Annotated in this window: 15 protein-coding genes and 2 pseudogenes; 9 read left to right on the top strand and 8 right to left on the bottom strand. The window is 62.6% G+C overall.

Going from position 1 to position 15,547, the window contains the following annotated elements:
- Positions 1–51: 51 nt before the first annotated feature.
- From ACP2YO_RS40095 to ACP2YO_RS40080, 4 genes are all read right to left on the bottom strand, one after another.
- On the bottom strand, positions 52–561 hold the full coding sequence (locus ACP2YO_RS40095) for a ferritin-like domain-containing protein (RefSeq protein ID WP_426436709.1): 510 nt from the start codon (positions 559–561) through the stop codon (positions 52–54).
- A gap of 282 nt (positions 562–843) precedes the next feature.
- A complete protein-coding gene (locus tag ACP2YO_RS40090) occupies positions 844–1,356 on the bottom strand; it encodes an SRPBCC family protein (protein ID WP_426436708.1) in 513 nt (170 codons plus the stop codon).
- 35 nt (positions 1,357–1,391) lie between these two features.
- Entirely contained in the window at positions 1,392–1,856 is a 465-nt protein-coding gene (locus ACP2YO_RS40085; RefSeq protein WP_426436707.1) for an SRPBCC family protein, read from the bottom strand.
- Positions 1,849–2,163 carry an ArsR/SmtB family transcription factor gene (locus tag ACP2YO_RS40080; protein ID WP_024581051.1) on the bottom strand — a complete coding sequence of 105 codons (315 nt, stop codon included), beginning with the start codon at positions 2,161–2,163 and terminating at the stop codon, positions 1,849–1,851. Before ACP2YO_RS40080 ends, ACP2YO_RS40085 begins: the two co-directional genes overlap by 8 nt.
- Before the next feature lie 120 nt (positions 2,164–2,283).
- Between ACP2YO_RS40080 and ACP2YO_RS40075 the strand changes: the two genes are divergently transcribed.
- The 4 genes from ACP2YO_RS40075 to ACP2YO_RS40060 all read left to right on the top strand — a co-directional run bounded on the left by ACP2YO_RS40075 (position 2,284) and on the right by ACP2YO_RS40060 (position 5,745).
- Entirely contained in the window at positions 2,284–3,729 is a 1,446-nt protein-coding gene (locus ACP2YO_RS40075) for an LVIVD repeat-containing protein (RefSeq protein WP_426436706.1), read from the top strand.
- Between the two features lie 7 nt (positions 3,730–3,736).
- Positions 3,737–4,276: a hypothetical protein gene (locus ACP2YO_RS40070; RefSeq protein ID WP_426436705.1), complete on the top strand. Its 540-nt coding sequence runs from the start codon at positions 3,737–3,739 to the stop codon at positions 4,274–4,276.
- Positions 4,277–4,523: 247 nt separating this feature from the next.
- Positions 4,524–5,141 (top strand): LysE family translocator, encoded by a 618-nt coding sequence (locus ACP2YO_RS40065; RefSeq protein ID WP_426436704.1) that lies wholly within the window; start codon positions 4,524–4,526, stop codon positions 5,139–5,141.
- A 10-nt stretch (positions 5,142–5,151) separates the two neighbouring features.
- On the top strand, positions 5,152–5,745 hold the full coding sequence (locus ACP2YO_RS40060) for a DUF1349 domain-containing protein (protein WP_426436703.1): 594 nt from the start codon (positions 5,152–5,154) through the stop codon (positions 5,743–5,745).
- Positions 5,746–5,941: 196 nt separating this feature from the next.
- Here ACP2YO_RS40060 and ACP2YO_RS40055 read toward each other — a convergent pair whose 3' ends face one another.
- Positions 5,942–6,739, bottom strand: coding sequence for an N-formylglutamate amidohydrolase (locus ACP2YO_RS40055; protein WP_426436702.1), 798 nt, complete (start codon positions 6,737–6,739; stop codon positions 5,942–5,944).
- Between the two features lie 103 nt (positions 6,740–6,842).
- On the opposite strand from ACP2YO_RS40055, the gene ACP2YO_RS40050 reads away from it, so the two are divergent.
- The 3 genes from ACP2YO_RS40050 to ACP2YO_RS40040 are packed head-to-tail and all read left to right on the top strand — an operon-like array spanning position 6,843 to position 8,966.
- The gene (locus ACP2YO_RS40050) at positions 6,843–7,742 is read left to right on the top strand and encodes a transglutaminase family protein (protein WP_426436701.1); all 900 of its coding nucleotides are present in this window, start codon (positions 6,843–6,845) and stop codon (positions 7,740–7,742) included.
- A 2-nt stretch (positions 7,743–7,744) separates the two neighbouring features.
- A complete protein-coding gene (locus tag ACP2YO_RS40045) occupies positions 7,745–8,557 on the top strand; it encodes a transglutaminase-like domain-containing protein (RefSeq protein WP_426443435.1) in 813 nt (270 codons plus the stop codon).
- Positions 8,558–8,567: 10 nt separating this feature from the next.
- Positions 8,568–8,966 carry a gamma-glutamylcyclotransferase family protein gene (locus tag ACP2YO_RS40040; protein WP_426436700.1) on the top strand — a complete coding sequence of 133 codons (399 nt, stop codon included), beginning with the start codon at positions 8,568–8,570 and terminating at the stop codon, positions 8,964–8,966.
- Between the two features lie 22 nt (positions 8,967–8,988).
- Here the strand turns inward: ACP2YO_RS40040 and ACP2YO_RS40035 are convergent.
- Positions 8,989–9,897, bottom strand: a pseudogene (locus ACP2YO_RS40035) (IS5 family transposase); the annotation flags it as partial.
- A gap of 558 nt (positions 9,898–10,455) precedes the next feature.
- Here ACP2YO_RS40035 and ltrA point away from each other — a divergent pair.
- Complete coding sequence (ltrA, locus tag ACP2YO_RS40030) at positions 10,456–11,709, top strand: group II intron reverse transcriptase/maturase (protein WP_426436699.1); 1,254 nt, start codon at positions 10,456–10,458, stop codon at positions 11,707–11,709.
- A gap of 75 nt (positions 11,710–11,784) precedes the next feature.
- Here the strand turns inward: ltrA and ACP2YO_RS40025 are convergent.
- Both ACP2YO_RS40025 and ACP2YO_RS40020 read right to left on the bottom strand, forming a co-directional pair.
- Positions 11,785–12,225 (bottom strand): annotated as a pseudogene (locus tag ACP2YO_RS40025) (transposase); the annotation flags it as partial.
- Positions 12,226–12,636: 411 nt separating this feature from the next.
- Positions 12,637–13,191, bottom strand: a complete 555-nt coding sequence (locus tag ACP2YO_RS40020) for a chlorite dismutase family protein (protein WP_426436698.1) — start codon at positions 13,189–13,191, stop codon at positions 12,637–12,639.
- Positions 13,192–13,339: 148 nt separating this feature from the next.
- Here ACP2YO_RS40020 and dnaG point away from each other — a divergent pair, with 148 nt between their 5' ends.
- Positions 13,340–15,376 (top strand): DNA primase, encoded by a 2,037-nt coding sequence (dnaG, locus tag ACP2YO_RS40015; protein ID WP_426436697.1) that lies wholly within the window; start codon positions 13,340–13,342, stop codon positions 15,374–15,376.
- Positions 15,377–15,547 lie beyond the last annotated feature (171 nt).

The following is a 15,547-nucleotide window of genomic DNA, read 5'->3' as shown; positions in this document are numbered from 1 at the left end:
TCAAATGCGATCCGGGTGAGGGGACTTTCCGCGAATTCGTCTTTCTGACTGTTACGCTGCCAGATCCTGCTCGGCATCCACGTTGACGATCGACTTGGCAAGCTTGGTCAAGGCGGAGTCGGTGGCCTTCTCCTCGTCAAGGGTCGCTTGCAGCAATTTCGCCGCGTCCGGCATGCCAAGCTCTTCGGCCCAGGTCCGCAATGTGCCGTATCGCGACATCTCATAGTGCTCGACGGCTTGCGCGGCCGCGAGCAGACCGGCGTCGAGCGCCGGCATTCCCTTGAAGTCCTTCATGATCTCCGCGCCCTCATCGGTGATGCCGTTGATCGCATCGCAGGTCTTGCCGCGGACCGGCTTGCCGATGATCTTGAAGACCTGTTCGAGGCGTTTCACCTGCCCCTGGGTTTCACGGAAATGCTTGTTGAACGCCGCGGCAAGCTCCTTGGACTCGGCGGCCTTCGCCATCTTGGGCAAGGTCTTCAGTATCTTGTTCTCGGCAAAATAGATGTCCTTCAGTGTCTCATGGAACAGGTCGCTCAGCAGCTTCGGTTTCTTGGCCATTGAAGACTCCTTGGTTTGTGGTCCCGCAAGATGTCGACCATCGGTAATCGCTTGCCGCGCGGGATCGGAATTCCGTGTTGAAGCGAACGGATGAGATTGCTTCTGGTCGAACGGAGAAGGCGGCGACGCAAGCGTGCCCCGCGTCACGGCTTCAATGATCCGGTTGATCATTGGTTCCTGGAATGCGGCCCGACGTGGGCGCTGCCTCCGGCCGGAGCCGCGAGCGATGGATCTGAGGCTCCGGCCGAGAGCAAACTGAGTGGTTGGCTATGTTGGCGGAAGCTACGGCGTCGCGATCCCCAGCTCCTTGAGTGCGGCCAGCATGCGCGCCGGCGGCTGCATCGGGATCACCATGGCCTGCCCGGTCTCCAGCAGACTCTTGAGGCTGGAGAGGATCGCCGGCCAGCCGGCGCGGCCGCCGGACAGGATGTCGTCGCTGATCGGGCGGTCATGCGACTGCAGCAAGGTCAGCTTCACGCCGTCGCCGGCCGGCTCGATCTCCCAGGTGACGAGCGTCGGTCCGAGCTTTTCGATCAACTGCGGCCAGTTGACGTTGAAGGTCACGGTCAGCCGCCTCAGTGGATCGCATTCGATCACCTCGCCGGAGATATGGGGCGCGCCGTCTGGCGTGCGCGCGGTGAAGGCGCCGCCGACCCGCAAGTCGACCTCGACCGCATTGCCGGAGAAATACTTCCGGCTGAACTCGGCCTCGGTCAGCGCCTGCCACAGCTTCTCGGGCGTGGAGGCGATATAGATCGTGTAGACGATTGCCGGCTTGAATTTCTCGACGTTCATGTTCGTTCGTATCCTTCGATAGATCTTCATGGCGTTCAGTGGCAGTCGACGCCGAGCGCTTCCAGCGGAATCCGGAATGCCTTGCCGGTCTCGAGCAGGCTCTTGAGTCCGGACAAGATTGCCGGCCAACCCTTGGCGATGCCCTCATAAAGCTTGCTGCCGGGGCCGAACCCGTCATGCGTGACGGTAAGCTTGACCACGTTGCCGACCGGTTCGAGCGTGAAGACGACTCTGGTCGCCGGCTCTTTGCCCATCTCGGAATCCAGTTCGTGCTTGAAGCTGTAGGCGAGGCGGCGCGGCCGGTCGATCTCGAGGATTGCGCCGGTGTCGGTGGTCGTGCCGCCCATCACCAGCGCGACCGGTGAACCTACCGTCCAGCCGGACCTGATCTCGGTGTCGAACCAGTATTGCCGTGTGAACTCGCTGTTCGTCAGCGCCTCCCACAGTTTCTCCAGGTTAGTCTCGATGAAGGTGACGTAGACGAACTCAGGCTTACTCATCGCGCTTCTCCAATTGCCGTTTCAATTCGCTGAGCGCGGCGAGCTTTCCGCGCTCGAATTTCCTGATCCAGCGCTCGCCGATCTGATGGATCGGAACCGGGTTGAGGTAGTGCAGCTTCTCGCGGCCGTGCTTGATCGTGGTGACGAGGTTGGCCTCCTCGAGAATCCCAAGGTGCTTGGTCACGGCCTGACGTGTCATGTCGAGGCCGTCGCAGAGTTCGCCCAGCGTCTGTCCGTTCTGGTCGTGAAGCCGGTCCAGCAGCGTCCGCCGTGAGGCATCCGCCAGCGCTTTGAAGACTTCATCCATGGGTCGGATAATATGCAACCAAATGGTTGCATGTCAAGAGCGTGTGTTTTTGCGTTGGCTTCGCCATGCTATCGTGCGGATAGCCAACGAAGATTGGCGGGGAACTAAGGGGTGGTGCGCATGGGTGGTCGCGTTACGGCGGTTTGCTGCACGGTTGGGTTTGTCCTGCTCGCGTCTGGCGCAAGCGCCCAGCAGCAGAAGATCGGCGACCCACCCGAAGCCTCCAACGTGAAACTGGTCGGCACCGACGACCTGCAAGGGCGCAGCGCCTATCAGCCGACCATCCATCATCAGGGTGACAGGTGGATCGCCTATATCGGTCACCACGGCGGTACCGACGACATTCCAGATCCCGTCAATCCAATGACCGGCAAGGCCGAGCCGAACGGCACCTCGATCGTCGACGTCACCGATCCCGCGCACCCGAAATATCTGCGGCACATTCCGGGACAGGAAGGCAAATATGAATCCGGCGGTGCGCAGATGGTGCGGATCTGCGACGGCAAGGATTTGCCGAAGGGCGATCGCAATGCGGTCTACATGCTGCGCGCGGTCGGCAGCCAGGGGCATGAGATATGGAATGTCGCCGATCCGGCTAATCCGGTGCTCGTCACCAGGATCGGCGAGGGCCTGAAGGACACCCACAAGAACTGGTGGGAATGCGACACCGGCATTGCGTACCTGGTATCCGGCGCGCCGGATTGGCGCACGCGGCGCATGACGCAGGTCTACGATCTCTCCGATCCCGCGCATCCGGTGAAGATCAGGGACTTTGGTCTGCCCGGGCAGGAGCCGGGCGCGACCGGCGCGGTGCCCACCGAACTGCACGGGCCGATCTCGACCGGACCAAAGGGCAACCGGATCTATTTCGGCTACGGCACCGACAAGGGCGGCTTCCTGCAGATCGTCGATCGCGACAAGCTCCTGAACGGGCCGAAAGAGCCGACGCCCGACAATCTGAAATTCCCGGAGATTGCGCGGATGCCGATGTCGGCGCTCAACGGCGCGCATACGGTGTTTCCGATGCCTGATATGCCGATCGCGGAGTTCGCGCGCGACAAGGACGGCAAGACCCGCGACATCGTCATGATCGTCGACGAGGCGATCCAGAACGAATGCGGCGAGGCGCGGCAAATGGTGTGGTTCGCGGACGTCACCACCGAGGCGCGGCCGATGATGATCTCGAGTTATACCGTGCCGGAGGCCTCGGGCTCGTTCTGCGAACGTGGCGGCCGGTTCGGCTCGCATTCGTCGAACGAGAGCATGGCGCCGGTCTACTACAAGAAGATGGCCTTCATCGCCTTCTTCAACGCCGGCGTCCGTGCACTCGACATCCGCGATCCCTATCACCCCAGGGAAGTCGGTTACTTCATCCCATCGATCACATCCGCGACCGACAAGCGCTGCGTCACCATCGGTGGCAAGGACCGCTGCAAGGTCGCGATCCAGACCAACAATGTCGAGACCGATGAGCGCGGCTACATTTACATCGTCGACCGCGCCAACACCGGCCTGCACATTCTCGAACTGACCGGCGATGCGCGCACCGTCGCCGGCCTGCCGTGAGGGCGTGATGCGCTTGTGGCCCGTCATCGCGGCGATGTCTCTGGCGCTCGGCGGCCTTTCGGCTGTGGCAGCTTACGAGATGGCGCCGCCGCGCGCCGGCGAGTGGCACGAGATCGTCTGGCCGTTCCCGCGCGACGGCTGGCCCGCCGGCCGCGCCTTCCGCTGCGACACCACGGCTTGCGGCGCTGATGTCGAGGTCTACGTCCGGCCCAAGCTCGGCTTCTGCAACTGCGGAAGCGGCGTCGCCGATGACGACGAGGTCGACCGCGTCGCCGATATCGACATGATCAGCGCGCGCTTTGCGCCGCTGAAGGCCGGCGATGTCGTTGATGTCGCCGACATGCCCGGACGGATCAGGGCGTATGGTATCGAGATGCCTGACGGCAAGCGCACCGCGATCGGTATCGCCGTGTCGCACCGCTGCGACCTGCTGGTGGCGGCCGCGCAGGGCAGCGGCGATGCGGCGGATGTGCAGCGCTTGGCGCTGAAGTTCCTGGAGTCTGCCGAACTGAAACGATGGATGACTGCAGCAATGGAGGGCGGCTAAGCAGTCGGCGCTTTCTTCACCTCGCCCCGCTTGCGGGGAGAGGTCGGATCGCATCGCCAGATGCGATCCGGGTGAGGGGGTACAGGTCCAACGACTTACGCAAGACCCGCGGAGAGACCCCTCACCCCAACCCTCTAAGAGCGAGCTTCGCTCGTCTCGACCCCGCAAGAGCGGGCTGAGGGGCTCAGCCGCTTCCATCTGCGTCCCCAACATGCATAATGCCCCGAAATAAACCCAAGAGTCCTCCATGTCCCTGCAAGCCTATTTCGCCTTCGTCGCCGCCTGCATTGCGCTGGCGCTGTTGCCCGGTCCGATCGTCACGATGGTCATCGCCAACGGCCTGCGCTACGGCACGCGCGCCGCAATGACCAATGTGCTCGGTGCGCAAGTGGGGCTCGCGATCGTGATCGGGATCGTCGCGGTCGGCCTGACCTCGATGATGGCGACCATGGGCTACTGGTTCGACTGGGTGCGCTTTGCCGGTGCGGCGTATCTGGTCTGGCTCGGCATCAAGCTGATCCGCTCGCCGGTCGAGGGCGTCGGCACCGACGAGACGCCGCCACCGCCGCGCGGTGGCTTCTTCCTGCAGGGCTTCCTGGTGCTGCTGTCGAACCCGAAGGTGCTGGTGTTCTTCGGCGCCTTCATTCCGCAGTTCATGGACATGGACAAACCCCATGTTCCGCAGGTGGCGCTGCTCGGCATCACCTTCATGGCGACAGCCGTATTGACCGACGGGGCCTATGCGTTGCTGGCCGGCCGCGCCCGAAAATTCTTCTCCAAGGAACGGACGCGGCTGATGTCGCGCATCTCCGGCGGCTTCATGATCGGCGGCGGCATCTGGCTCGCGCTGACACGGGCTCGGTAACCGGGCTGACATGCACAACTCGATCCTGCGCAGAAGCGACGGTGTATGGCTGAACGAACCGGAACGATGGTCCGCACAGGACGGCAGCCTTGAGATCATCACCGACAAAGCCACCGACTTCTGGCGCGAGACTCACTACGGCTTTAACCGCGACAGCGGACATTTTCTCGGCTTCCGGACCGGCGAGGCATTCACCGCCGAGCTGCGGGTGCAGGGCGACTTTCGCGCGCTCTACGACCAGGCGGGCATCATGGTGCGCATCGACGCACAGCATTGGGTCAAGGCCGGGATCGAGTTCTCCGACGGCCATGCCATGCTTGGCAGCGTTCTGACCGACGGGCGATCGGACTGGGCGACGGCGCATTATGGGCACGATGCCAGCGACTTCCGGCTGCGCGCGACCGTCGCGAACGGCGTGCTTCGCTTGCAGACCTCAGTCGACGGCAAGCTCTGGCCGCTGATGCGGCTCGCACCGTTCCCCAAGGCGGACTCCTACCTTGTCGGACCGATGGCCTGCACCCCCGAGCGGGCCGGACTGAAGGTGGTGTTCTCGTCGTTTCGCCTGACGCCGCCGCTTGGCAAGGATCTGCACGATCTCGGCTGAGTGGCGGCCATTCGCTGAAGCGTGATGAGATTAGGTTGAGTAGTTGTCGTGAAGGCAGTGCGCTCCCTCTCCCGCTTGCGAGGGCTGGGGTGGGGGCTCCCTCCACGAGTCACATTGCGGAGAGAGCACCCACCCGCAAGCGGGAGAGGTGCAGCCAGTCTGCTACAAGACCGGCTCAACCTGACTTCATCGTACGCTAGATCAACGCTTCCCTGCGCAGCGTCGCTTCGATCTCGCCGAGAATACGCGCCAGCCGATCGGCCCACGCCGTCTCGCCGGCCTGGTCGGAGATCAGGTCCTGGCGGATCTCGATGCCGGAGTTCATCAGGCCGCGCTTCTCGCCATGCACAGGGATTGTGTAGTCGGTCTCGTCGCTGACCGCATAGGGCTCGTTGTCGCCGACCACGAGATCGCTCTCGTTGCGCAGATGTCTCAACAGCAATGGCGGCAGCACCGTGTCGCGGTGATAGAGCGTGCCGATGTGCCAGGGCCGCGCGATGCCGGCATAGACAGGCGTGAAGCTATGCAGCGACACCAGCACCGTCGGCATGCCCTGCTGCGCGCGCGCGTCGATGATCTCGTCGATGCGGCGGTGATAGGGATCGAAGATCTGTGCGCGGCGCGCCTCGGCGTCTTCACGGCACAGGCCTTCATTGCCTGATACGGTGGTGGCTTCGCTGATCAGCGGGATCGAGCTTGCGACATGCGGCGGGCGGTTGCAGTCGATCACGAGCCGCGAATAGCGCTGCGCGATCAGATGCGCGCCGAGCAGGTCGGCAAGTTGCTCGGCGACGCCGGCGATGCCGATGTCCCAGGCGATGTGCCGTACCAGCTCGCTTTCGGGCAGGCCGAGATCGCCGAGCGAAGAGGGAATCAGCCGGCCATAATGATCGCAGGTGAAGAGGAACGGCGAGTGGCTGGCGGGATTGCGTTCGAGAACCGGCGGAACATCGGTCCTTGCGAGCAGAAAAGTGGGATCACCGACGCGATTCAAGGGGCTTTTCCTCAGTTTTGCCTATTCGGGCGGCATGCCGGTCTGGAAATGAGCAGCATTCCCTATAGATTAGACGGTCCGAAATAACGATGATTGTTCGACGATGCCGCTGCTGACTATCCATCACAAGACCGTTTATCGCTACAAGCGCCCGGTAGCGTTTGGCGAGCACCGCATCATGCTGCGCCCGCGCGACAGCCATGATCTGCGCGTGCTCGGCAGCGAGCTTGTGATCGATCCGCAGCCGATGTCGCTGCGCTGGATCCACGACGTATTCGGCAACAGCGTCGCGATCGCGAATTTCGACGAGCGCGCCGATGCGCTGTCCTTTGTCTCGACCGCGACGGTGGAGCACAATCCGGCGCACGAGTTCGCGCTGACGCCGGACGATCGCGCCTATTTCTATCCGTTCCTCTACGACGACGAGGAATTCCCCGACCTGCAGCAGTTCATCACGCCGCAATATGGCGATCCGAACGGCGAACTGTCGGCCTGGGCGCGACGCTTCCTCGACATCGTGGCGCCGACGCCGACATTCAACATCCTGAGCGACATGACGCACGGCATTCGCGAGAGCTTCCGCTATCGCAAGCGCCATGAGCACGGCACCCAGCATCCGCTCGACACGCTGCAGACGAAATCCGGCACCTGCCGAGACTACGCGCTGTTCATGATCGAGGCGCTGCGCCGGCTCGGCATCGCCGCGCGTTTCGTTTCCGGCTATCTGGCGAGTGCAAGCGACAGCGCGCATGGCTATGTCGGCGGCGGCTCGACGCATGCCTGGGTACAGGTCTATCTGCCGAACGCCGGCTGGATCGAGTTCGATCCGACCAATGGCATCGTCGGCACCCGCGACTTGATCCGGGTCGCCGTCGCCCGCGATCCGCGCCAGGCGATTCCGCTGCACGGGGTCTATCTCGGCCCGGCGGACGCGTTCCAGCACATGGATGTCGACATCAACGTCGTCTCGGTCGGCGAGGATGCGGAGTGGGAGACGGCCTGACGATGCAGATCAAGGTCGGCTTCGAGATCACCTACACGGCCGCCCAACCGACGCCGATGGTGATCATGCTGTCGATCCATCCCTCGCGGTACGCCGACATCGTCGGCACCGAGCATATCGTCACCGCGCCCGGCGTGCCGATCGGCTTCTATCGCGACAGTTTTGGCAATGTTTGCGGACGTCTTGTTGCGCCCGCCGGCGGCGTCACCTTCCACGGCGATGCGCTGGTGCGCGATTCCGGCCTGCCGGACGTGGTCAATCCGGCCGCGCAGCAGCTGCCGATCGAGCAACTGCCCGACGACATGCTGCTCTATCTGATGCCGAGCCGCTATTGCGAGACCGACAAGCTGACCGACATCGCCTGGTCGCTGTTCGGCGCGACGCCGCTGGGCTGGGCGCGGGTGCAGGCGATCGTGGAGTTCGTGCACAACCACGTCACCTTCGGCTACGAGCATGCCCATCACATGAAATCGGCGCACGACGTCTACGAGCAGCGCACCGGCGTCTGCCGCGACTTCGCGCATCTCGCGCTCACATTGTGCCGCTGCATGGGCATCCCGGCGCGCTACTGCACCGGCTATCTCGGCGACATCGGCGTGCCGCCGGATCCCGCGCCGATGGATTTCTCCGGCTGGTTCGAGGTCTATCTCTCCGGCCAATGGTACACCTTCGACGCCCGCCACAATGTGCCGCGGATCGGCCGCATCTTGATGGGGACCGGCCGCGACGCCGCCGACGTCGCGCTCACCACCAGTTTCGGCCGCATGACGCTGGCGAAATTCGTCGTCGTCACCGATGAAGTGGCGGCCGCCTAGGATTGCTCCCATGATCTCCGACCTGCTCTTCGTCTACGGCACGCTGATGCGCGGCTTCGACCATCCGATGGCGAAGCTGCTGTCGGCCAATGCGGACTTCCTCGGCGCGGCGCAGTGCCGCGGCCGGCTCTATCTGGTGAAGCACTATCCCGGTCTGGTTAAGTCGGACGGTGCAGCCGATGTCGTGCATGGCGAATTGTTCCGCCTGCGCGGGCCCGAGGTGATGCTGCGCGAGTTCGACATGTATGAAGCCTGTGGCGAGGGTTTTGCGCCGCCGACCGAATATATCAGGGAGATGTTGCCGGTCACGCTCGCCGACGGCAGCGTGGGCGAGGCGTGGACGTATATCTACAACTGGCCGGTGAGGGACTTGCCGCTGATCGAGTCCGGAAGATTCCTGGAGCACTAGCGCGCGATGAGATAGTCGTCCGTTAAGAAACCGAATTAAGCGGAGAGCGGTCGCTGGCGGCAGCGATGAGGGTGGTCAGGATCAGGCACCAAAGAGCCCTTAGCCAGGCGATGATGCGGCGGAAGTTGTGGCCGACGGCTGAGAGGATGACGTTAGCCGCATCGCCGGCGCGGCCTTTGAGGTAGCAGCGGCCGAGGTGACCATCGGTCTTCAGGTGTCCGATGATGGGTTCGATGGCGGAGCGGCGGCGCAGCTCGCGCTTGATGACACCGAAGACGCCGCGCTTCTGGCCAGAGATGAAGATTCGGCGGGGATTTTGTGCGTTGTGACCGCGGTATCCCTTGTCGACATAGGCCCGCTCGATCGCGCAGCCGGTGAGTGTCTCGGTGCGGTCAATGACGTCCTGCAAGGTATGACCGTCGTACGGGTTATCGGGTAGCGCCGTGGCGTGCAGCACGAACAGGCCCCCAGGAGCCAGGCGGTTGTTGGTGACGATGGAGGCTTTGACGCCGAACTCGTAAGGCGCGGCTGCTTTGCCCTTGCCGATGCACTCCACCTCCGGGGCGTGGAAGGAATAGAGCTTCCAGCCGCGCTGGCGTTGCTGCTGCGAGCGGATCTGCGAAGCCCGGCTGAGCGGGAGGGCGAACGCGTTCTCGATCACAGCCTGACCTTCGATCTTGCGGCGGAGATCGCGGATGATCCGGCCCAGCCGGCTACGCAGGATGCGCAACTGCCGCTGATGCCGTTTGAATTGCTTGGCATGGGCGTAGCGCCCCGCCATCATTGCCGCGGTCTTGGCAATGCGAAGGTAGGACTGCCGCAGCTTGACCCCGTGCTTCCTCGCCAGGCGGTTGAGCCCCTTGATCGCCGCGTGCAGCAGCTTGGCATCGGTCGGGAAGGTGATCGCCTTCGGCTGCACGGTGGTATGTGCGCCATGACGGCGCGAAGAAGGAGGTTGAATATGTAGACCATCTTTCGAGCAGCCTTGCTGCGCAAGAGATGAGGGCAGGTCCCTCGGACTCGGATTGCAGGATCAGAGTCCAAACCGCCACAAGCTGCTTTAGCTCAATGGCTGAGGTGGTGAGCGTTGCTGGAAAAGGCGGGCGATCAGCCCGTCAGGTGAGCCACGGGAAGACGAACGCAAGTAAACCGCCGATGATGCATCGAAAGTACAGTTCAGGTGTTGTCGAAACCAGGGGCGATACCACCTCCTGGGATCAAGCGCGGCGAGAGCCTGTCTATTGGCCGAGCGGCAACCGGTGTAGAGGCGGCGTGATCCCGATGGCAGGCTCTTGCGCGGAACATGGGAACCTGCGTCGCGATGCCAAGGGAGACCCCAAAGGCGGCGGACCCGCCGAGGGCAGAGTACCAATGCGCGACGCAGGGGCGGACGGGTTCGTAATAGTGATGAGGCCCGGTAATACGGGCGGAGCGAAGGGACCCGATCTTCCAGCCAAAGTCACAGGCCAACCGGAAACGGGAGGAGCCGATGACTGAGGCAAAGTCGTATCAGATCCCCAAGCATCTCGTTTGGGAAGCTTGGAAACAGGTGAAAGCGAACCGCGGGTCAGCGGGTGTGGACGGGGTCTCCATCGAGGAATTCGAAAAGGACTTGAAGAGAAACCTCTACAAGATCTGGAATCGAATGTCGTCGGGGACATACTTTCCGCCTCCCGTCCGTCTCGTGGAAATTCCCAAGGCTAATGGAGGGAAGCGACCGTTAGGAATACCCTCTATAGCTGACCGCGTGGCTCAGACGGTTGCAAAGATGGTTATGGAGCCGACGATGGAACGAATATTCCATCCCGACTCCTATGGCTATCGGCCCGGCCGTTCGGCGCTTGACGCAGTCGGGACAGCGCGAAAGCGTTGCTGGAAATTCGACTGGGTTATCGACCTTGATATCAAGTCGTTCTTCGACTCGATTCCTTGGCACCTGATCGAAAAGGCCGTCGCCCACCACACGGAACTGAGTTGGATTCGTCTCTACGTAAAGCGGTGGCTGCAAGCTCCCGTGGAGAAAGAAGACGGAATCCTTGTGGAGAGAACACGCGGAACCCCTCAGGGTTCAGTGGTTTCACCGCTGCTCGCAAATTTGGTTCTGCACTATGCATTCGATCACTGGATGCAGCGAACCTTCCCTTGTTTGTGTTTCGAAAGATACGCTGACGATGCGATAGTCCATTGCAGAACTGAAAGCGAGGCTCGAACCGTGATGGAGGCGATCCGAAAACGTCTTACGGAATGCGGTCTGGAGCTCCACCCGGAGAAAACCCGGATCGTCTACTGCAAGGATAATAAACGGAGAAAGGAATGCGAACACATCTCGTTCGACTTCCTTGGCTACACCTTCCAGCCGCGCAGCGCTCGCGATCGAAAGGGCGAGAAGTTCCTCAACTTCCTCCCGGCAATCAGCAACAAGGCTGCCAAAGGAATCCGACAAACCATTCGCTCATGGCGACTGGGTTCGACGCGAAACCACTGGAGTCTTGAAGAACTCGCCAAGCTGATTGATCCTGTCGTGCAAGGATGGCTGAACTATTATGGACGGTTTTACCGGACAGAATGTGTCAACGTCCTTCGTCACGTTAACGACGCGCTCGCCCGTTGGACGAGGCGGAAATACAAGCGGTTGAAAGGCCGGAAAGTCGCCTCAGTATATTGGTTGGGACGGCTCGCACAGCGCGATCCGAACCTGCTCTATTTGTGGCGAGTCGGCATTCGACCTGCGGCTGGAAGATAGAAGCCGGATGAATCGAGAGGTTCACGTCCGGTTTCGTGAGAGCCTCGGGGTGCAATTCCCCGGGGCTACTCGACCGACCGTGACCCGCTTGAGGTCCTGGCTGCGTAACGCGCCGGCCTCGTGCGCCACCCGCAAGCTCTCGGCCAGCAACAGCTCCAGCTTGTCGCCGAGCCGTTTGCGCCAGTGGCTCAGGTCCGAGCGCTCGTGCGGGAAGGCGTGCTGAAAGAACTCTTCGCCGGTGAAGAACTGGAAGTACGGGTCGTGGACCCAGCGCTCGCACACCCCCTCATCGGACAGGCCGTAAATGTGCTTGAGCAACAGCAGCCCGATCATGAATCGGGTCGCGATGCCTGGCCGACCGTTCTCGCTATAGAGCGGCGCGATCTCACCGTCGATCCAGTCCCAATCGACTTTGCCGGCGAGCTGAACCAGCTCGTGCTTCATATTGATGATCTGGTCCAGCCTGGCCCGGAACAGATCGCCCGATCCCGTCGTCCTGTGCTTCTTCGGTCGCATTGCCACCTCCGATGCGACGACGGAATCATGACTGGCGATTCGACGGAATCCTGAAAATGAAATTGCAGGGTTCCGATGCTCGAAGCATCAAAACCCTGCAATCGCAAAACAGTCCACAACGACAAATGCGATTCTAGCTCAATCGCTTAGCCGCTCTTCACGGACGACGAGATAAGGTCGGGTTGTACCGGCGCCGAAGGTTCACCTCTCCCTTGGGAGAGGTCGATTTGCGCAGCAAATCGGGTGAGGGGTCACGGTCTATCGAGAAGGCAAGAACCCTCACCCGGCGCTTTGCGCCGACCTCTCCCCGGCGGGGAGAGGTGAACCGAAACCGCCGCGGACCGATTCGACCAAAACTCATCGCGCTTTAGGAGTTTCTCCGTCATGCCCGGACATGACGAGGAGGGGACTTCAGTCTTCCCGCATCACGCGGACATCGACCTCGCGCTCGACATAGCTCCACTCTTCGGTGGCGCGCAGTGTCCCGACCAACTCCTCGAACAGACTCGCGTGTTCGGGCGCGAATTCGAACCAGGTCAGGAAGTCGAAGGGCATCCCGAGGTCGCGCGAATGGTAGAGCTGCCGCGCGATCGCCGGCAAATATTTCATCGTGCCGGCAATATGGTGCGACTTGTCCTCGAAGATCTTGCGCCGCTCTTCCTGGGGCAACTCCCACCAGGCCGCCGATTTCTTGATCGGGATCAGCGCCGCATGGGTCGCCTCGCTGCGGCCGAGCCCGGCCGGCACGGCGGCGAGTTGCTCCTTCTCAGCCCGTTCGGTGTAGCGCAGATGGCTGGCAACGCCGGCGAGCCGCCACGAGGTCTGCGACGGTAATAGCGGCAGCGCGATCGCCTCGCTGGCACTGATCGACAGCGCCGCGACCTTCGGCAGCGTCTCGCCCTTGACCCGCGCGACCGAAGTGACCTTCCAGCCGCCGCTCTGCCCGCCCCTGAACGTCGTGAACATGACCCCATCCAACCCCGGAACCGGGGAAGGGGCAAGCACGCCTGTGAATAGCCCGGAAAAACCTGACATTCTTCGTCACACCGGGCCGTGCCACTATATGGCTAGCCGGTTGTCCGCGATTCGTCGCTCGAGCCCCTAAATCACCCTGATGCGCTTCACGCCCGAATTCCTCGATGAGTTGCGTGCCCGGCTTCCGGTTTCGGAAGTCGTGGGCAAGCGCGTCAAGCTCAAAAAGGCCGGGCGCGAGTGGAAGGGGCTGTCGCCGTTCCAGCAGGAGAAATCGCCGTCCTTCACGGTCAACGACCAGAAGGGCTTCTATCACGACTTCTCCTCCGGCCGGCACGGCAACATCTTCGATTTTCTGATGGAGACCGAGGGCGTTACCTTCCCGGAAGCCGTGGAGCGGCTGGCGTCGATGGCGGGGATGGCGGTGCCGGCGGCGACCCCCGATGCGGCGCGCCACGAGCAGCGCCGCCGCACGCTGCATGACGTAATGGAACTGGCCGCGAAATTCTTTGCCGACACGCTGGCCTCGCGCAACGGCGCCAAAGCGCGCGGCTACCTCGCCGACCGCGGCATCACGCCGGCGACGCAGCTCCAGTTCCGCTTGGGCTACGCGCCGCCGGATCGCTTCGCGCTGAAGGAGCATCTCGGCGCGCAGGGCATCTCGACCGAGGACATGGTGGAGGCGGGGCTGCTGGTATCAGGCGAGGACAAGCCGGTGCCGTTCGATCGCTTCCGCGACCGCGTGATGTTTCCGATCACGGACGCCCGCGGCCGCGTCATCGCCTTCGGCGGGCGCGCACTCGAGAAGGACGTTCCGGCAAAATATCTGAACTCGCCGGAAACCCCGCTGTTTCACAAGGGCGACAATCTCTACAATTTGTTCACCGCGCGGCAGGCCGCCCATGACGGCAGCGCCCTGATCGTGGTCGAGGGCTATGTCGACGTCATCGCCATGGTCACCGCGGGCTTCCCCGGCGCCGTCGCGCCGCTCGGCACGGCGCTGACCGAAAACCAGCTCGCGCTGCTCTGGAAGATGGCGGACGAGCCGATCCTTTGTTTTGACGGCGACCGCGCCGGACAGAAGGCGGCGTATCGTGCGGCGGACCTTGCTCTGCCGCAGCTCAAGCCGGGAAAGAGCCTGCGCTTCGCAATGCTGCCGGAGGGGCAGGACCCCGATGATCTCGCGCGCTCGGGCGGCCGTGGCGCGATCGAGGAGGTGGTCTCAGCGGCGCGCCCGCTCGCCGACATGATCTGGTCGCGCGAGATCGAGGGCGGCAGCTTTGGCACGCCGGAACGCCGCGCCGCGCTCGAAGCCCGCATCGGTGAAATGACCAACGGCATCCGCGACGAGGTGCTGCGCCGCTACTACCGCCAGGACATGCAGGAGCGTCTGCAGCGCACCTTTGCCCCTGAGAGCGGCCGCGGCTTCTATGGCCAAGGAAACTATCAAGGAAATTATCAAGGAAATAACAGGGGCAATAATCGAGGCAATTTCGGCGGCGGAGGCCGCGAATCACCTCGCCAGTTTGCGCCCCGCGGATCCCCCCAGGGCGGCCGTTTTCCCCAGAAGGGCGCGACGTCAGGCCTTGCCCGTGGCCCCTACCAGGCTGCCAGCGCGCAACTGGCCAACAGCCCGATCATGCGCGGCCAGCGCAGCGCGATCTCCCGCCGCGAGGCGTTGATCCTCGAATCCCTGATCAACCACCCCTGGCTGCTGCACGACCATCTGGAGGAAGTAGCCGCCCTCGAACTGGCCCATCCCGAGGCCCACAAGCTCCGCGCCGGCATCATCGCCGCCTTCGCCAACGATCATCATCATTCACCCGACGAGGAGGAGCAGGCCGAGAAAATGCGCGCTGACCTCGAAGCAGGCGGATTTTCTCAAGTACTTCAAAGGGTTGAGCGCGCGATCACAACCCAGGCGGTGTGGGGTGCAAGGACCGGCGCGGCGCGGGAGGATGTTTTATCGACCTGGCGCCAACTCGTTGCCTTGCATCAGAAAACCCACGCCTTACTTAGGGAAATGAAGGACGCGGAAGTGGCTTTGGCTGAAGATTCCAGCGAAGCCAATCTGGCATGGCTGCAGGATATCCAGGCCCGGATGGCAGAAGCCGATGGGACCGAGGCCCTGATTGAGGGGTTCGGCGAATTATCGGGCCGGTTCCAGCGCAGTGTCTGATGAAAAAATGATGCGGACGGCGCGAACCAAACCTGCGAAAAGACTCGCCAATTCCATGGTTTGGCTGCAAAAACAGGGTTAAGCGAAACTTAATAGCCTCGCGGCTATTTGCAGATGGACACCATCGAGACGGATGACAGGGGTGGCGAGGATTGCGCCGCCCTTTGCGCG

Source organism: Bradyrhizobium genosp. P (assembly GCF_049949265.1).
GTDB lineage: Bacteria > Pseudomonadota > Alphaproteobacteria > Rhizobiales > Xanthobacteraceae > Bradyrhizobium.
This window is presented reverse-complemented; position numbering and strand designations above follow the sequence as displayed.

Coding starts and splice junctions, on each gene's coding strand:
- ACP2YO_RS40080 (WP_024581051.1), bottom strand. CDS start 2,163: ATGGATGAAGTCTTCAAAGCGCTGGCGGATGCCTCACGGCGGACGCTG.
- dnaG (WP_426436697.1), top strand. CDS start 13,340: ATGCGCTTCACGCCCGAATTCCTCGATGAGTTGCGTGCCCGGCTTCCG.
- ACP2YO_RS40050 (WP_426436701.1), top strand. CDS start 6,843: ATGCCGCTGCTGACTATCCATCACAAGACCGTTTATCGCTACAAGCGC.
- ACP2YO_RS40040 (WP_426436700.1), top strand. CDS start 8,568: ATGATCTCCGACCTGCTCTTCGTCTACGGCACGCTGATGCGCGGCTTC.
- ACP2YO_RS40070 (WP_426436705.1), top strand. CDS start 3,737: ATGCGCTTGTGGCCCGTCATCGCGGCGATGTCTCTGGCGCTCGGCGGC.
- ACP2YO_RS40045 (WP_426443435.1), top strand. CDS start 7,745: ATGCAGATCAAGGTCGGCTTCGAGATCACCTACACGGCCGCCCAACCG.
- ACP2YO_RS40065 (WP_426436704.1), top strand. CDS start 4,524: ATGTCCCTGCAAGCCTATTTCGCCTTCGTCGCCGCCTGCATTGCGCTG.
- ACP2YO_RS40095 (WP_426436709.1), bottom strand. CDS start 561: ATGGCCAAGAAACCGAAGCTGCTGAGCGACCTGTTCCATGAGACACTG.
- ACP2YO_RS40060 (WP_426436703.1), top strand. CDS start 5,152: ATGCACAACTCGATCCTGCGCAGAAGCGACGGTGTATGGCTGAACGAA.
- ACP2YO_RS40075 (WP_426436706.1), top strand. CDS start 2,284: ATGGGTGGTCGCGTTACGGCGGTTTGCTGCACGGTTGGGTTTGTCCTG.
- ACP2YO_RS40090 (WP_426436708.1), bottom strand. CDS start 1,356: ATGAACGTCGAGAAATTCAAGCCGGCAATCGTCTACACGATCTATATC.
- ACP2YO_RS40085 (WP_426436707.1), bottom strand. CDS start 1,856: ATGAGTAAGCCTGAGTTCGTCTACGTCACCTTCATCGAGACTAACCTG.
- ltrA (WP_426436699.1), top strand. CDS start 10,456: ATGACTGAGGCAAAGTCGTATCAGATCCCCAAGCATCTCGTTTGGGAA.
- ACP2YO_RS40020 (WP_426436698.1), bottom strand. CDS start 13,191: ATGTTCACGACGTTCAGGGGCGGGCAGAGCGGCGGCTGGAAGGTCACT.